Annotated in this window: 12 protein-coding genes; 7 read left to right on the top strand and 5 right to left on the bottom strand. The window is 66.6% G+C overall.

The annotated features are described in order from the left end of the window. Window positions 1-77: 77 nt before the first annotated feature. Window positions 78-968, bottom strand: a complete 891-nt coding sequence (locus LB310_RS08290; RefSeq protein ID WP_301154892.1) for a nucleotidyl transferase AbiEii/AbiGii toxin family protein — start codon at window positions 966-968, stop codon at window positions 78-80. Beyond that, entirely contained in the window at window positions 965-1,591 is a 627-nt protein-coding gene (locus LB310_RS08285) for a type IV toxin-antitoxin system AbiEi family antitoxin domain-containing protein (RefSeq protein WP_123673971.1), read from the bottom strand. The genes LB310_RS08290 and LB310_RS08285 overlap by 4 nt, the downstream gene beginning before the upstream one ends. Window positions 1,592-1,784: 193 nt before the next feature. On the opposite strand from LB310_RS08285, the gene LB310_RS08280 reads away from it, so the two are divergent. Next, window positions 1,785-2,492, top strand: coding sequence for a DUF5714 domain-containing protein (locus LB310_RS08280; RefSeq protein ID WP_123673972.1), 708 nt, complete (start codon window positions 1,785-1,787; stop codon window positions 2,490-2,492). A 55-nt stretch (window positions 2,493-2,547) separates the two neighbouring features. On the opposite strand, the gene LB310_RS08275 is transcribed toward LB310_RS08280, so the two are convergent. Next, on the bottom strand, window positions 2,548-4,515 hold the full coding sequence (locus tag LB310_RS08275) for a GGDEF and EAL domain-containing protein (protein WP_301154891.1): 1,968 nt from the start codon (window positions 4,513-4,515) through the stop codon (window positions 2,548-2,550). Window positions 4,516-4,870: 355 nt separating this feature from the next. After that, a complete protein-coding gene (locus tag LB310_RS08270) occupies window positions 4,871-5,749 on the bottom strand; it encodes an SDR family oxidoreductase (RefSeq protein ID WP_301154890.1) in 879 nt (292 codons plus the stop codon). Between the two features lie 355 nt (window positions 5,750-6,104). Between LB310_RS08270 and LB310_RS08265 the strand changes: the two genes are divergently transcribed. Then, a complete protein-coding gene (locus tag LB310_RS08265) occupies window positions 6,105-7,289 on the top strand; it encodes an FprA family A-type flavoprotein (protein WP_123673975.1) in 1,185 nt (394 codons plus the stop codon). Window positions 7,290-7,384: 95 nt separating this feature from the next. Beyond that, a complete protein-coding gene (locus LB310_RS08260; RefSeq protein WP_123673976.1) occupies window positions 7,385-8,314 on the top strand; it encodes a diacylglycerol kinase family protein in 930 nt (309 codons plus the stop codon). A gap of 163 nt (window positions 8,315-8,477) precedes the next feature. Here the strand turns inward: LB310_RS08260 and LB310_RS08255 are convergent, their stop codons facing one another. Beyond that, window positions 8,478-9,368, bottom strand: a complete 891-nt coding sequence (locus tag LB310_RS08255) for a DUF5996 family protein (RefSeq protein WP_096226964.1) — start codon at window positions 9,366-9,368, stop codon at window positions 8,478-8,480. Window positions 9,369-9,596: 228 nt separating this feature from the next. Between LB310_RS08255 and LB310_RS08250 the strand changes: the two genes are divergently transcribed. The 4 genes from LB310_RS08250 (at window position 9,597) to rplV (ending at window position 13,880) form a co-directional block, all read left to right on the top strand. After that, window positions 9,597-11,744: a YgiQ family radical SAM protein gene (locus tag LB310_RS08250; RefSeq protein WP_123673977.1), complete on the top strand. Its 2,148-nt coding sequence runs from the start codon at window positions 9,597-9,599 to the stop codon at window positions 11,742-11,744. A 653-nt stretch (window positions 11,745-12,397) separates the two neighbouring features. After that, the gene (rplB, locus tag LB310_RS08245) at window positions 12,398-13,228 is read left to right on the top strand and encodes a 50S ribosomal protein L2 (RefSeq protein ID WP_015539834.1); all 831 of its coding nucleotides are present in this window, start codon (window positions 12,398-12,400) and stop codon (window positions 13,226-13,228) included. Between the two features lie 22 nt (window positions 13,229-13,250). Continuing rightward, window positions 13,251-13,523, top strand: a complete 273-nt coding sequence (gene rpsS, locus LB310_RS08240; RefSeq protein WP_041239448.1) for a 30S ribosomal protein S19 — start codon at window positions 13,251-13,253, stop codon at window positions 13,521-13,523. A gap of 15 nt (window positions 13,524-13,538) precedes the next feature. Next, window positions 13,539-13,880, top strand: coding sequence for a 50S ribosomal protein L22 (rplV, locus tag LB310_RS08235; RefSeq protein ID WP_015539833.1), 342 nt, complete (start codon window positions 13,539-13,541; stop codon window positions 13,878-13,880). The last annotated feature ends 2 nt before the right edge of the window (window positions 13,881-13,882 follow it).

Here is a 13,882-nt window from a genome sequence, read left to right as displayed (position 1 = left end):
AGGCGCAGGTGCCGCTATCCGGTATACCCGAACAGTATAGCAGGAGGCCGGATGCAGCCGCGCAAGTTCGCTGGGCGTTACTCCCAGCCCAGATTTTCGTGGTACCAGCGGCGCCCATCGGCCTCTTGCGACAAGATCGGGTCGAGCAGGCTTGCCGCAAGGGATTCTGCCGTCTCGATCTCGGCGTATTCCGGGGGCAGACCGGTTTGCCGAACGAGCTTCCTGAAGGTGCCGCGGTAAAGCCGCTTCCACTCCATGGGTGCCGCGTACTTCTCGGGAAGCTTTATTCCCCGCACGGTTGCCTCGATGCGCGCCCGCCTGCAAAGCTCTCCACCGTCGAAGTCGGTGGTCACGGCGTAAACCGCAACGTCTACAAGGTCCTTGACGCGCGAGGAGGGCCTGCCGTCATGCATTTCGACCATGGCGCAAAGTTTGTCGGCAAGAGAGCTCGTGGCGGGGTAGATGCGATAGCCGAACGTCGGGATGTCCGGTACGTCGATTCTGTCGGCTGGCTCGACAACCTCGGATTTGCCGTACGCAATCCGATCGAACACGAGGTCGATGGAGATATCCTGCAGACGTTTTCTTCCGAGCAAGGGCGTAAAGGTGACGTTGAATCCCGCTCGGTAGTCGTCTTCGGCCTTGATCGGCTTGCATCCGACAAATTCGAAGGTTACGAAGTCCTCGAGGTCGATGGCTGCAAGATGCTTGAGTTCGGCAAGCGCTTCGTCGATATCCGCTTTCTCCGAAAGCAGGTCGATGTCTCGGGTGGCTCGTGCATCCGCAGTACGTGCAAGCATGCTCTGGCCTCCCTTCAGCACAAAAGGCGAGTCCTGCCTGCTGAATATGCGGCACAGGAATCGATGGAAGTAGAAACCCGAGACGGCTCTCCCAGTGTCAAGCGATGATGCTTTCGCGGCGGCCTTGACCGCCATTTCGAGGGCCGTGGGAGTTGCGTACGCCATCATGCTTCCTCCCCGAAGAGCCTTGCCATCTTCCTTTTCGCTTGAGCCGAGGCGCCGGCATCTGCCGCAAGGCGGATGAGCCTTTCTTCGTCCAGGCCCTTTTCCCGAGCATCGGAGAGCGCGTCCTCCACAAGCGACGGGTCTTCGCCGTCTAGCACGAGGTCAACCAAGGTGCGCTCGATGCTTGTCACGGGGATGCCGCTTGCGAACGACACCTCGTTGCGGGTGATGTCGCGCACGCCGAACCTCGTCTCGACGTTGCGCGAGTTGATGCGCCTCGGGGCGAGGATGCGGTAAGGCGAGAGGTAGAAATCCCCGATGCCGAGGATCGAGGCGGCCGTGTTCCCTGCGACGGCAATGCCGTCCCAGGCATCGAAGGGCACCCGCTCGTGCGTCATCTTCGCGGGGTCGGTGAGCTTCCATGCAGCGGTCAGCTCGTCGAGCTGCGACGCCGGAGTCCCCGCCATCCGGTACGCACCATGGGCGATGCGCACGAGCTTTCCCGCTTCGCGAGCCTTGGCAAGCACGTTGCGCGGAATGCCGAGACGCAGGGCTTGCGCCGTGGTGAAAACGCCCTCCGATGCGGAAAGCTCGCTCATGATGGAAAGATAATCACGTCTATTCATGTTTCAATTGTATCGCATAAGAATACTTTTGAAACAAGATATTGGAAAATGTAACCTATGGACGCTCGGCACGGAACGATGGTTCACGGTTGCGCGAACCGCTATTATGGTGGGCATGGTGGTGAGGAAAACCGTCAAGTGGAGTTGAGGGTGTGAGGTCGCACCGGCAAGAAGGAGAGGGAAGGAGAGGCGTATGTCAGCGGGATTGGCGATTTGCCTGGTGTGCGGGAAGCCGCTCGATTACTTCGAGGAGGCGCGGGAGGTTGCCTGCCATATCTGCGGTAAGAAGGAGACGGGGCATTCCGTGTGCACGGCGGGGCATTACGTGTGCGATGCCTGTCATCGCGAGGGCGGCGTCGACCATGTCATGGAGTACTGCTCGTCCACCGATTCGAGGAACCCGGTGGAGATGGCGATGGCCATGATGGACGACAAGTCCATCTTCCCCAACGGGCCGGAGCACCACACGCTCGTGGGCGCCGCGCTGCTCGCCGCCTACAAGAACGCCGGCGGTGACCTCGACCTGCCCCGGGCGCTTGCCGAGATGCGGAACCGCTCGATGAACGTGCCGGGCGGCGCCTGCGGGCTCTGGGGGACCTGCGGCGCGGCCGTGAGCGCGGGCATGTACTGGAGCATCGTGTCGGGTTCCACGCCCATGACGCGCGGGCCGTGGGCCGAGACGCAGCGTTTGACCTCGCGCATCCTCGGCCGACTGGCCGACCTGGGCGGGCCGCGCTGCTGCAAGCGCACGGGCTTCGTCGCCCTCCAGGAGGCGGCGGCGTACACGGCCGAGCTGCGCGGTATCGAGATGGAGATGCCCGAGCGCATAACCTGCCGCTATTACCACCGCAACCGGGAATGCCTGAAGGTCGGCTGCCCGTTCTTCCCCCGTCCCGCTTGAACGCTCGCGGTAAAGCGATAGGCATCCTGCATCAGCTACGTTGCGCAGCACGGGGCTACCCCTCGGCGCACTCCTCGCTCGCGGCAATCACCGCGGCGGCCTCGTCGGGCGGCACAGGCCGCGAGAACAGGTAGCCCTGCATGAGGTCGCAGCCGCACAGGTTCAGGAAGGCGCGCTGCTCCTGCGTCTCCACGCCCTCCGCGAGCGCCTGCGTGCCCAACGCACCGAACCCGGAGGCCAATAGCCCGAAGAACTCCACCAGGTGGTCGTTCTCCGTTACGGACCATAGGATGCTCTTGTCCAGCTTCACCATGTCGAACGGCAGCTCCAGCAGCGTGGAGAGGTTCGAGTACCCCGTGCCGAAGTCGTCCAGGTAGAAGCGCACGCCCTGCGCGTGCATCCTCTCCATGAACGCGCGCACGGCGTCGGGGTTCGCGATGATGGCGCTCTCCGTCACCTCCACGCGCAGGCACGATGCCGGAATGCCGTGGCGCTCCACCACGGCCAGCACCGACTCGGCCAGGTCGTCCTGTATGAACTGCACGGCCGAGAAGTTCACCGACACGCCGCGGAACGTTGAGCTGGGGTGGGCGCCGCGGTAGGAGCGAACGAACGCGCAGGCGCGGTCCAGCATGAAGCGCGTGACATCGGAGATGACGCCGATCTGCTCCGCGATGGGGATGAACTCGTCGGGCGGGATGGGACCCAACCCGTCGTCGGTCAGGCGGCAGAGCGCCTCGGCCGCCACGAACCGCTGCGCGCTCTCGGACCACACGGGCTGCAAGTTCATGGTGAAGCCGTCCTGCTCGGCCGCACGCCGCACCACGTCGGCGATGGCGCTGCGGCGGTGGATGGCCTTCATCATGCCCGGCGTGCACACGCACGGCGTGTTCGGCTCGAGCTTCTTCGACTCCTCCGTGGCGTATTCCAGCGCGGCCACCACGTCGCCGGGCGTGCGCGCGATAACGGGGTAGCTCACCGCCCCGATGGCGGCGCCCACGGTGTAGGAGTGCCCGCCGATGCGCCATGGCTCCCCGAGGCGCTGTCGCAGCGGGGCCAGAAGGGAGGCGGTCGCGTCGTCCCCGTCTTGTCCGCCATGCGCGCCCCAGCCGCCGTCGCGGCTCACGATGAAGGCGAACTGGTCGCCGCTGTAGCGGTAGAGCCGCGCGTCGCCGATGGCGCCCAGGTACGAGGCGAACTCGCGCAGGAACCGGTCGCCGCTCTCGTGGCCGAACTTGTCGTTGATGAACTTGAAGTTCGAAAGCGACACGAGCACGGCCGTGAACGGCTGCTCCTTCTCGTTCATGAGCGAGACCATGGACAGGAACTCCTGGCGGTTGGAGGCGCCGGTAAGCTGATCGACCGACAGGCGCTTGTTCTGCAAGTACAGGTAGATGATGAGCAGCGAGCACGCGGCCGCCGATCCCGACAGCAGATAGGTTGGGAACAGCTGCTGCACGGCGATCACGGCCACGGCGATGAGCGGGAACACGGCCAGGATGCGCTTGATGACGGGGTCGATGGGCGCCCGCGTGAACATGACGAGCGCGAAGCAGGCCATGCAGTAGAAGTAGAACACCAGGTACGTGGCGATGATGAACGGCCCCTGCACGTAGGCGCCCGCCGCGTCGAAGGAGAACAACCATCCGGTGGGCACGTTCGCCAGCACCAGCAGGAAGTACACCGCGCACGGCACTCCGCTGGCCAGGGCGAAGGTCCCCCCGACCGGCCGCGCCTCGCTTACCACAGCCACGGCGTAGTAGAAGTACACGGTGCCCAAAAGCGGCGTGAGCACGAAGTAGCAGAGGGTGACGAGGTACGTGAGCGGCAGCAGCTCCAGGGGCGCGTAGGCAATCAGAAGCGTGGAAGCCAGGTTCGTGCCGATGGCGCCCAGCGTCGTGCCCAGGCAGAGCCGGAACACCCGGTTCTTCAGCGACGGCACCGCATGGCTTTGGCGCGAGTACACGGAGATGATGAGCACGATGATGAAGGCGATGACCTCAGCCGATACGTTCCATCCCATGTCGTTCGCCCATCCTCGTTTTCCCCGGCGCCCGCCGAGAGGGCCGCATCCCGCAACCCCCTGCTGTATTGTACCGTCTCGTCTTCGCCCTGCCCGGCACAATTCCGTCTAAAGTTCCTGGCGAACGTCGATCCCGTCCTGCGGACAGACGGCTTTTAGAGGAAGGTGACGCCCGTGTTCCACGCGGAAGCGGGCCTGCAGCGTCTGCGTCGGACTCCATGATTCCCGCTTGCAGTGGGCGAAGCCGTTTCGCGCTCTCTGCTGTTTTTACGATTAACGGAATCAACCGTACCCTTCCTGACCTTGGTCGGCGTTCGCGCCCGCCGACCCCGACCGGCCGGCGGGCGCTCGGCGCCTACCCGTTCACCACGGTGCCGCCGTTCACATGGATGACCTGCCCCGAGATGTAGCTGGAGTCGTCGCAGGCCAGGAACACGTAGGCGGGGGCAAGCTCGTAGGGCTGGCCGGGGCGGCCCATCGGCACGCTCTCGCCGAAGTGGCGCACCTTGTCGCTGTCGGCGCCGTAGGACGCGGGGTTCAGCGGCGTCCAGATGGGGCCGGGTGCCACGGCGTTCACGCGGATGCCGCGGCCCACCAGCTCCTCGTTCTCGGAGAGCGAGCGGGTGAACGCCGTGATGGCGCCCTTCGTGGCCGAGTAGTCCAGAAGCTGGGGGCTTCCCTGGTAGGCCGTCACCGACGTGGTGTTCACGATGGCCCCGCCCCGCGGCATATGCGGCAGGGCGGCCTTAACCAGGAAGAACATGCTGAAGATGTTCGTCTGGAACGTGCGCACGAGCTGAGCCTGCGTGATGTCGAGGATGCTCTTCTGCGGCGTCTGCTCGCCGGCGTTGTTCACGAGCACGTCCAGGCGGCCCCAGGCGTCCATGATGCCGCCCACCGTGCGGCGGCAGAACTCCTCGTCGCCCACGTCGCCCTTGAACACGAGCGCGCGCCGGCCGAGCGAGCGGATGCGCTCGGCCACCGCCTGCGCGTCGTCGTCGGAGGAGTAGTAGACGAGAGCCACATCGGCTCCCTCCTTGGCGAAGGCGATGGCCGCAGCGGCACCGATGCCGCTGTCGCCCCCGGTCACGAGGGCGGCTCTGCCCTCCAGCTTGCCGGCGGGACGGTAGTCGTCGCTTTCGATCTGCGGCTTCGGATCCACGTTCGCGCGCACGTCGTCCATGGCGTAGCCCGCCTTCGGGGCCTGGGTCTCGAGCGTTGCGGATTGCGTCATAAGGGGCTCCTTTCCCACGGGTACGGGCGCAGCTTACGCCTGCGCCCGCCCGCCGCCCCGCCCCGGCGCGCAGCGTTACGCGGCCCTTCGGCAGCGGTAACGCCCGCGAGAACTGCCCCCCCCCGTTCAGCCCGTGACCCCTGCGCAGCCTGCTCTTCGCAATGCCTTCCCAAAACATAGTCCACGCCCCTCGCTTGGCCCCGCCTACGCTCCCCACAACGCCTCCCTGCGCAGCCCACGCCCGCACCTCCCGCGCAATCCGAATGCGGGTCTTTCGCTATCATTTACCTGCGCACCCCTCGGCCGGCAGCGCTCCGTAGCTATACTGGACGAAAACGCGAGAAAGGAGCTAATCATGCTGCATGCGGTCGAGGTAAAGCCGGACGTGTACTGGGTCGGGGGAGTCGATTGGAACGAGCGGAACTTCCACGGCTACACGACGGATAGAGGGTCCACGTACAACGCCTACCTCATCATGGACGAGCATCCCACGCTCATCGACACGTGCAAGCCCGCGTTCGCCGACGAGCTCGTCGAGCGCGTGCGCGAGGTGGTGGACCCCGCGCGCATCGAGAACATCGTGGCGAACCACGTGGAGCAGGACCACTCCGGCGCGCTTCCCGCCCTCTGCGAGCTCGCGCCGAACGCGCGCATCTACGCAAGCGCCCCGCACGGCGTGAACGGCCTCGCGGCGCACTACGGCGATCGCGGCTACGTGCCCGTGAAGACCGGCGACACGCTCAACATCGGCAAGCGCACGCTCACGTTCACCCAGACCGTCATGGTGCACTGGCCCGACAACATGGCCGCGTACTCCGACGTCGATCGCATCCTGTTCTCCAACGACGCGTTCGGCCAGCACTACGCCTCCTCCAAGCACTTCGACGACGAGGTGGGCCTGCCCGAGGTGCTGGCCCAGGCCAAGAAGTACTACGCGAACATCGTCATGCCCTACTCGCGCCACGTCCAGCGCGCGCTGGGGGCGCTCGGCGGCCTGGACATCGACATGATCGCGCCGAGCCACGGCGTGGTCTGGCGCAGCCACGTGCCCGAGATACTGGAGACGTACGCGCGGTGGAGCTCGCTCGCCCCCGAGGACTACGCAATCGTGGTGTACGACTCCATGTGGCACACCACCGAGGCCATGGCCCACGAGATACTGGAGGCGTTCATCGAGTGCGGCGTGCCTGCGCGCCTGTTCGACCTCAAGGCGAACCACATCTCCGACATCATGACCGAGGTGCTGTCGGCGAGGTACGTGGCCGTGGGCTCTCCCACGCTCAACAACGGCATGATGCCCACCGTGGCGGCGTTCCTCTGCTACCTGAAGGGCCTCTCGCCGAAATCGGGCTGGGAAGGCCGCGTGGGCATCCCGTTCGGCTCGTACGGCTGGGGGAAGAACGGCCCTGACGAGGTGGCCGAGGTGCTTGAGAAGTGCGGCTTCGACCTCGCGCTCGGCACGCTCGCGCACCAGTGGACCGCCGACGCCGCCAGCCTGGAAGAGCTCCAGCGCGCCGTCGTGAGCGGACTGGGGAAGTAACTGCTGCCGGCAGTCGTGCTTTCCCCCTATAATAGGCGGTGACGGCATCCGCCGGGACCCGGCCCGGCGGGAACGATACGCTCGAGAGGAAGCCCATGCCAACCCCTTTGGGAAAGACGCTGCTCATTGCCAATCCGGCGGCGCAGAACGGCAACGGCGCCGCTGCGGCCGAGCGTGCGGCGGCACTGCTGGGGGATGCCCTGGGCGACGGCTCGCTCGATGTGGCTCCCACGCGCGGCCCCGGCGAGGCCGTGCGCCTGGCGGCGGGCGCGGGCGCGTACGAAACGGTGCTCGCCCTCGGCGGCGACGGCATCATCCACGAGGCCGCCAACGGGCTCATGCAGCTGCCGGCGGGGGAGCGCCCGGCCTTCGGCATCGTGCCGGTGGGCTCGGGAAACGACTACGCGCGCACGCTCGGCATGTCGGCGCGCTCGGTGGACGCGGCCGTGGCGCAGCTGCTCGCAGCCTGCGCCCGTCCGGCCGACGTGGGACGGTGCAACGGCGAGTTCTTCGTGGAGACGCTCTCGTTCGGCGTGGACGCGGCCATCGCGCTCGACACGGTGGAGCGGCGGGCGCGCACCGGCAGGACCGGCACGGCGCTCTACCTGGCCAGCGGCATGGACCAGCTGCTGCACCACCTGGACTGCCACCGCTACACGGCCTCGTTCGACGGCGGCGAGCCCGTGCGCGGCGCGTCGTTCACCTTCGCGGTGCAGGTGGGCCCCACCTACGGCGGAGGCTTCCGCATCTGCCCGGACGCGCGCATCGACGACGGCCTGCTGGACGTGTGCATCGCGCACCCGCCCTTCGGCATCGCGCGCGCCGTCTTCGTGTTCCTGCTGGCGAAAGGCGGCCGTCACACCGGCTTCCGGCAGATAGAGCTGCGCCGAGCCCGCACGCTGTCGGTGCGCTTCGACGCGCCCCCGCCCGTCCAGATCGACGGCGAGCCCCTCGAGGCCTCCGAGTACGCCATCGACGTCGTCCCCCGCGCCCTCGACGTGCTCGTGCCCGAAACGCCCGCCTGACCTGCGCGAGATTCCGGACGGGCCGCATATCGGCTCCGCCCGGTCAGCCGCGGGCGGCCGGTCTGGAGCGGTCAGCCGCTCTGCGAGAGCCAGCCTGTGCCGCCCCTGGGGCCGTGGCTCTTCGCGTTTGCGTTCGGCACGAGCTACTCCTCCCCCCCCCGTCCTACACCAACAGCGGGCGCGTGAGCCAGTCGAAGCGCTCCCAGCGCTGGGCTGCGGCCACGTTCACGAAGGCGTCGTGGCAGAACCGCACGACGGCGGCGTGGGGGTCGTCGGCACGCAGCACGTCCTCCAGCTTGAGGAAGTACTCGGCGCTCGCGGGGTCGTAGTACGCGCCCGGCACCGAGACCTCGGGCATCGCCCCCTCGAGGAAGGGGTAGGCCAGCACGAAGAACGCCGGGTCGTCGGCCTTCTCGTCGCCCGGCCAAAAGCCGAACTCAACGAACTGCTCGTCGAACGCCACGCGCTCTACGATGCCGCCCTCCCCGGAGTACGGGCACGGCTTGCCCGAGAACAGAACGCACGTCATGTCGAACGTGCCCCAGAACAGCGACGGCTGGATCTTCTTCCCGCGGAATCCGGCCGAGAAGTCCAGCAGCGCGTTGCGGGCGAACAGGCACTGCGCGAAGTAGCGCCGGGCCGCCTCGCCGTCGAACGCGAGCGGCTCGACGAGCGTGTAGAAGGGCGCCTGCGTGAACATCTCCTGCGGCACCGGGTAGAGGGGCACCGGGTGTCCGATGGCTTCCAGCAGCAACGTGAACCGCTCGTAGTAGCGGGCCACGGACGTGCCGTCCTCCAGCGGGAACGACGCCTCCTCGCCGGTTGTCGCCACGGCCTGCACCTGCGGCTCGTCCAAGCGCAGCTGGATCTCGAACCCGCCCGTGCCGTGCGGCACGAACCCGGTGGTGAACCCGTCGGGCGTCGCGTCCAGCAGCACGTGGTTCCACTCCGGCTGGGGCTCCAGGCATTCCAGCTTCACCTTGCCCATCATCTGGGCCGTCATATGCAGCGCGATGCACGTCTCGCGCCATTGGCTGTACGTTTGCAGGTGCATGGCCTTCTCCTTGTTGTCGGGTTCGCAGGGAACCGAACGCGCAATAGAGGTTCGCGATTTCAATCGATACAGTCTAGCGGCCACCCCGCCGGCCCCCTCCGGCGGCCCGGAGGCGTCACCGGGTCGTGGGGAAGGGGTTACGCGGGTGGCGGACAGTCCGTATTTCCGCTACGATGGCGGGGTAGCCCCAGCGATCACGCGCGCCCCCGCGCGCCGGCAAGGAGTCCCATGAGCACACAGTTTCTCCCGGTGAATCGTCAGGACATGGCGGAACGCGGCTGGGACCAGGTCGACTTCGTGTACGTGTCGGGCGACGCGTACGTCGACCACCCCTCGTTCGGCGCGGCCATCATCACGCGGCTTCTGGAGTCGCACGGCTACCGGGTGGGCGTCATCGCGCAGCCCGATTGGAACGACCCGGCCTCGATGGCCGCGCTCGGCGAGCCGCGGCTGGCGTTCCTCGTGTCGGCCGGCAACATGGACTCCATGGTGAACCACTACACCGTGGCGCGGAAGCGGCGCCGCGAGGACGCGTACTCGCCAGGCGGGCAGGCGGGCCTGCGCCCGAACCACGCGGCCGTCGTGTACTCCAACCTCATCCGCCGCACGTTCAAGAAAACGCCCATCGTGCTGGGCGGCATCGAGGCCAGCCTGCGGCGGCTCGCGCACTACGACTACTGGTCGGACAAGATCAAACGCTCCATCCTGCTGGATTCCGGCGCCGACCTCGTGAGCTTCGGCATGGGGGAGCGCTCGGTGGTGGAGATAGCCGACGCGCTCGATGCGGGACTGTCCATCGACGACCTCACGTTCATCGACGGCACCGTCTACCGCGCAAGCTCGCTCGAGCACGTCTACGACGCGGTGGAGCTGCTCTCGTTCCCCGACCTGCAGGCCGATCCCCTGAACTACGCGCGCAGCTTCGCCGTGCAGTACGCCAACAGCGACCCCTTCATTGGAAAGCGCTTGGTGGAGCCCTATTCCGACCACGAGTTCGTCGTGCAGAACCCCCCGGCTGCCCCGCTCTCGCAGGCCGAGATGGACGCCGTGTACCGCCTGCCGTTCGCGCGCACGTACCATCCGATGTACGAGGAGGCCGGCGGCGTGCCGGCCATCAAGGAGGTGCGGTTCAGCCTCACCAGCAGCCGCGGCTGCTTCGGCGAGTGCTCGTTCTGCGCGCTCACGTTCCATCAGGGGCGTATCGTGCAGGCGCGCAGCCACGACTCGCTGGTGGAGGAGGCGCGGGCCATCGTGGACGAGCCCGGCTTCAAGGGCTATATCCACGACGTGGGCGGCCCCACGGCGAACTTCCGCGCCCCCGCCTGCGCCAAGCAGACGAAGGCCGGCGCCTGCCCGCACCAGCGCTGCCTGTTCCCGGAGCCGTGCGAGCGCCTCGAGGCCGACCATGTGGACTACCTCAAGCTGCTCGAGCGGCTGCAGAAGCTGCCCGGCGTGAAGAAGGTGTTCGTGCGCTCCGGCATCCGCTTCGACTACGTGTTGGCCGACCGCAAGCACGGCGACGAGTTCATCTACGAGCTCTGCGAGAACCACGTGAGCGGCCAGCTGAAGGTGGCGCCCGAGCACGTGTCCGACACCGTGCTCGCCCACATGGGCAAGCCGCCCCGCGCCGTGTACGAGCGCTTCGTGCAGAAGTACGAGCAGGCGAACGAGGAGCTGGGGAAGAAGCAGTACCTCGTGCCCTACCTCATGTCGTCGCACCCCGGCTCCACGCTCGACGAGGCCGTGGAGCTGGCCGAGTACGTGCGCGACCTGGGCTACATGCCCGAGCAGGTGCAGGATTTCTACCCCACGCCCTCCACTATGTCCACGGTCATGTACGCCACCGGCGCGGACCCGCGCACCATGCAGCCGGTCTACGTGCCGAAGTCCCCGCACGAGAAGGCGCTCCAGCGCGCCCTTATCCAGTACCGCGACCCGAAGAACCGCTCCCTCGTGATGGAGGCCCTGAAGAAGGCCGGCCGCATGGACCTGGTGGGCCACGGCCGCGAATGCCTCGTGCGCCCCGAGGGCGCCCCGCCCGCCAAGGGCCCCCGCGGCAAGGCGTCCGGCTCGTCCACCCTGCGCAAGGCCGCGAGCAAGGCCGAGCCTGCGCGCAAGGGGAGCGGCAAGGGCGGCGGCAAAGGAGAGCCTGCGCGCAAGGGGAGCGGCAAGGGCGCAGGCAAGGGCGAGGCTTCGCGCAAGGGGAACGGTAAAGGCCAGCGCGTCGCCTCGTCGTCCAAGGGCGCGCGCGACGCTGCAGGGGCCAAGGGGCCGCGCAAGGAAGCGCAGCGCCCAGGTGGAAAGGGCTCGCCGAAGCGCCCGAGCGGCAGTTCGAGCGCTTCGCGCGCCAAGGGCGGCGGCAAGACCCGCCGCTAGCGCACGGCCTTTGGCGCGGTCGTCCTGAAAAGCATAGGTACGGAAGCGCGATTCCCGCTTGCTGTGCTCGACATCCCGGAACCGGTCGTGGCCGGCTCCGCACGCCTTTCACCAGATTATTGCATCTTTGGTCCCCGCAAACCCGCTTGCTCACCTTGCGATTGGATCTGGGCAGCATTACCCCAGCTCGTTGTTTCCGCGATTCCGAAAAGGGCTCCCCTAGGGGTTCCCGATGTAGAAAACTGGTAAATACTGTGCAAAAAGCCAATGACGCCCTCGACTTGCGCGGCTATCCCGCGCCCCGCGCCTGCGCTTCCCGTGCATTCCTCGCATGCCCGCTCCGGTCCCGCCGAAGGCGCCAGGTGGGACAGACAGCTGCGGCGCCCCTTCACGTGCCCCGTACCGTCCTCCGAAAGCCCCCGCAACTTGTGCGCAACTTGTGTGCGCAAATCAACACTTGATACCTGACCCGGAGGGGTTTATAATTCTCGGTTGCGTCTGGTCATTGATAGATACACCCGGACGCGTGGTACACCGGAGTCGCGTGCGTCAAGCCTCCCCAAGGCGCAGCGGCAATCGGCAGTCCACGAAGCGACAAGGGGTCTTTGGGGTACGGAGAGGCGTGCGAGCAAAGATCCGAAGAAAGGACAGTAATGGGAGTCAAACAGTACAAGCCGACGAGCCCCGGCCGACGTTTCCAGACGGTCTCGGACTTCGCCGAGATCACGACGGACAAGCCGGAGAAGTCCCTGCTTGCGCCGCTGTCGAACAAGGCGGGCCGCAACAACAACGGCCGTATCACGACGCGGCACCAGGGCGGCGGCAACAAGCGCCGCTACCGCATCATCGACTTCAAGCGCCAGAAGGACGGCGTGCCCGCGAAGGTCGCTACCATCGAGTACGACCCGAACCGCAGCGCCCGCATCGCCCTTTTGCACTACGTCGACGGCGAGAAGCGCTACATCCTTCATCCGAAGGGCCTCCGCGTGGGCGACACCGTCATGAGCGGCCCCGAGGCCGACATCAAGCCGGGCAACGCGCTGCCGCTGGCCAACATCCCCGTCGGCACGCTCATCCACGCCGTGGAGCTGCAGCCGGGCAAGGGCGCCGCAATCGCGCGTTCCGCCGGCACCAGCATCCAGCTTATGGGCAAGGAGGGCAACTACGCCATCCTGCGCATGCCGTCCTCCGAGATGCGCCGCGTGCTCATCACGTGCCGCGCCACGGTGGGCGAGGTCGGCAACGCCGAGCATGCCAACATCAAGATCGGCAAGGCCGGACGCAACCGCTGGAAGGGCATCCGCCCCAGCGTCCGCGGTACCGTCATGAACCCGGTCGACCACCCGCACGGCGGCGGCGAGGGCAAGAACAAGTCCGCTGGTCGTCACCCGGTCACCCCGTGGGGCGTCCCCACGAAGGGCCATCGCACCCGCAATCCCAAGAAGGCTTCGAGCCGCTTGATCATCCGCCGTCGCAAGAAGTAGCGCAAAGCGTTAAGGAGTAATAGTGAGTAGAAGTTTGAAGAAGGGTCCTTTCGTTGAGCCGCGGCTTCTTGATCGTATCGAGAAGATGAATGCGGCGGGCGAGAAGAACGTCGTGAAGACCTGGTCGCGCTCCAGCACCATCTTCCCGGAGATGGTGGGGCACACCATCGCCGTGCATGATGGCCGCAAGCACGTGCCGGTCTACGTCACCGAATCCATGGTCGGCCACAAGCTGGGCGAATTCGCCCCGACCCGCACGTTCAAGGGTCACTCCGCCGACAAGGGCAAGCGATAAGAAGGGGTGAAAACAATGGAAGCTAAAGCTGTAGCACGCTATGTCCGCGTTTCGCCCCGCAAGGCGCGCATCGTAGTAGACCTGGTCCGCGGCAAGTCCGTCATCCAGGCCCGCGAGATCCTCGCGTTCACGAACCGCGGTGTGGCGGAAGCCGTCGAGAAGACGCTGAACTCCGCCGTGGCCAACGCCGAGCACCAGCACCACGTGCGTCCGGAATCGCTCATCGTGAAGACGGCCTTCGTCGACGAGGGCCCCACGCTGAAGCGCATCCGTCCGCGCGCCAAGGGCTCCGCGTCGCGCATCCGCAAGCGCACGAGCCACATCACGATCATCGTTGCACCGCGAGAGGAGGCATAAGC

This window comes from Gordonibacter sp. RACS_AR49, assembly GCF_030418435.1.
In the GTDB taxonomy this organism is placed as follows: domain Bacteria; phylum Actinomycetota; class Coriobacteriia; order Coriobacteriales; family Eggerthellaceae; genus Gordonibacter; species Gordonibacter urolithinfaciens.
The sequence above is the reverse complement of the archived record's forward strand: the minus strand, read 5'-3'. Positions and strand labels throughout refer to the sequence as shown.

Bases quoted from the DNA above. Each gene is read 5' to 3' on its own strand.
- LB310_RS08255 (WP_096226964.1), bottom strand. From the start codon at position 9,368: ATGCACCTGCAAACGTACAGCCAATGGCGCGAGACGTGCATCGCGCTG.
- LB310_RS08290 (WP_301154892.1), bottom strand. From the start codon at position 968: ATGATGGCGTACGCAACTCCCACGGCCCTCGAAATGGCGGTCAAGGCC.
- rplV (WP_015539833.1), top strand. From the start codon at position 13,539: ATGGAAGCTAAAGCTGTAGCACGCTATGTCCGCGTTTCGCCCCGCAAG.
- LB310_RS08285 (WP_123673971.1), bottom strand. From the start codon at position 1,591: ATGAATAGACGTGATTATCTTTCCATCATGAGCGAGCTTTCCGCATCG.
- rplB (WP_015539834.1), top strand. From the start codon at position 12,398: ATGGGAGTCAAACAGTACAAGCCGACGAGCCCCGGCCGACGTTTCCAG.
- LB310_RS08280 (WP_123673972.1), top strand. From the start codon at position 1,785: ATGTCAGCGGGATTGGCGATTTGCCTGGTGTGCGGGAAGCCGCTCGAT.
- LB310_RS08275 (WP_301154891.1), bottom strand. From the start codon at position 4,515: ATGGGATGGAACGTATCGGCTGAGGTCATCGCCTTCATCATCGTGCTC.
- LB310_RS08250 (WP_123673977.1), top strand. From the start codon at position 9,597: ATGAGCACACAGTTTCTCCCGGTGAATCGTCAGGACATGGCGGAACGC.
- LB310_RS08265 (WP_123673975.1), top strand. From the start codon at position 6,105: ATGCTGCATGCGGTCGAGGTAAAGCCGGACGTGTACTGGGTCGGGGGA.
- LB310_RS08260 (WP_123673976.1), top strand. From the start codon at position 7,385: ATGCCAACCCCTTTGGGAAAGACGCTGCTCATTGCCAATCCGGCGGCG.
- LB310_RS08270 (WP_301154890.1), bottom strand. From the start codon at position 5,749: ATGACGCAATCCGCAACGCTCGAGACCCAGGCCCCGAAGGCGGGCTAC.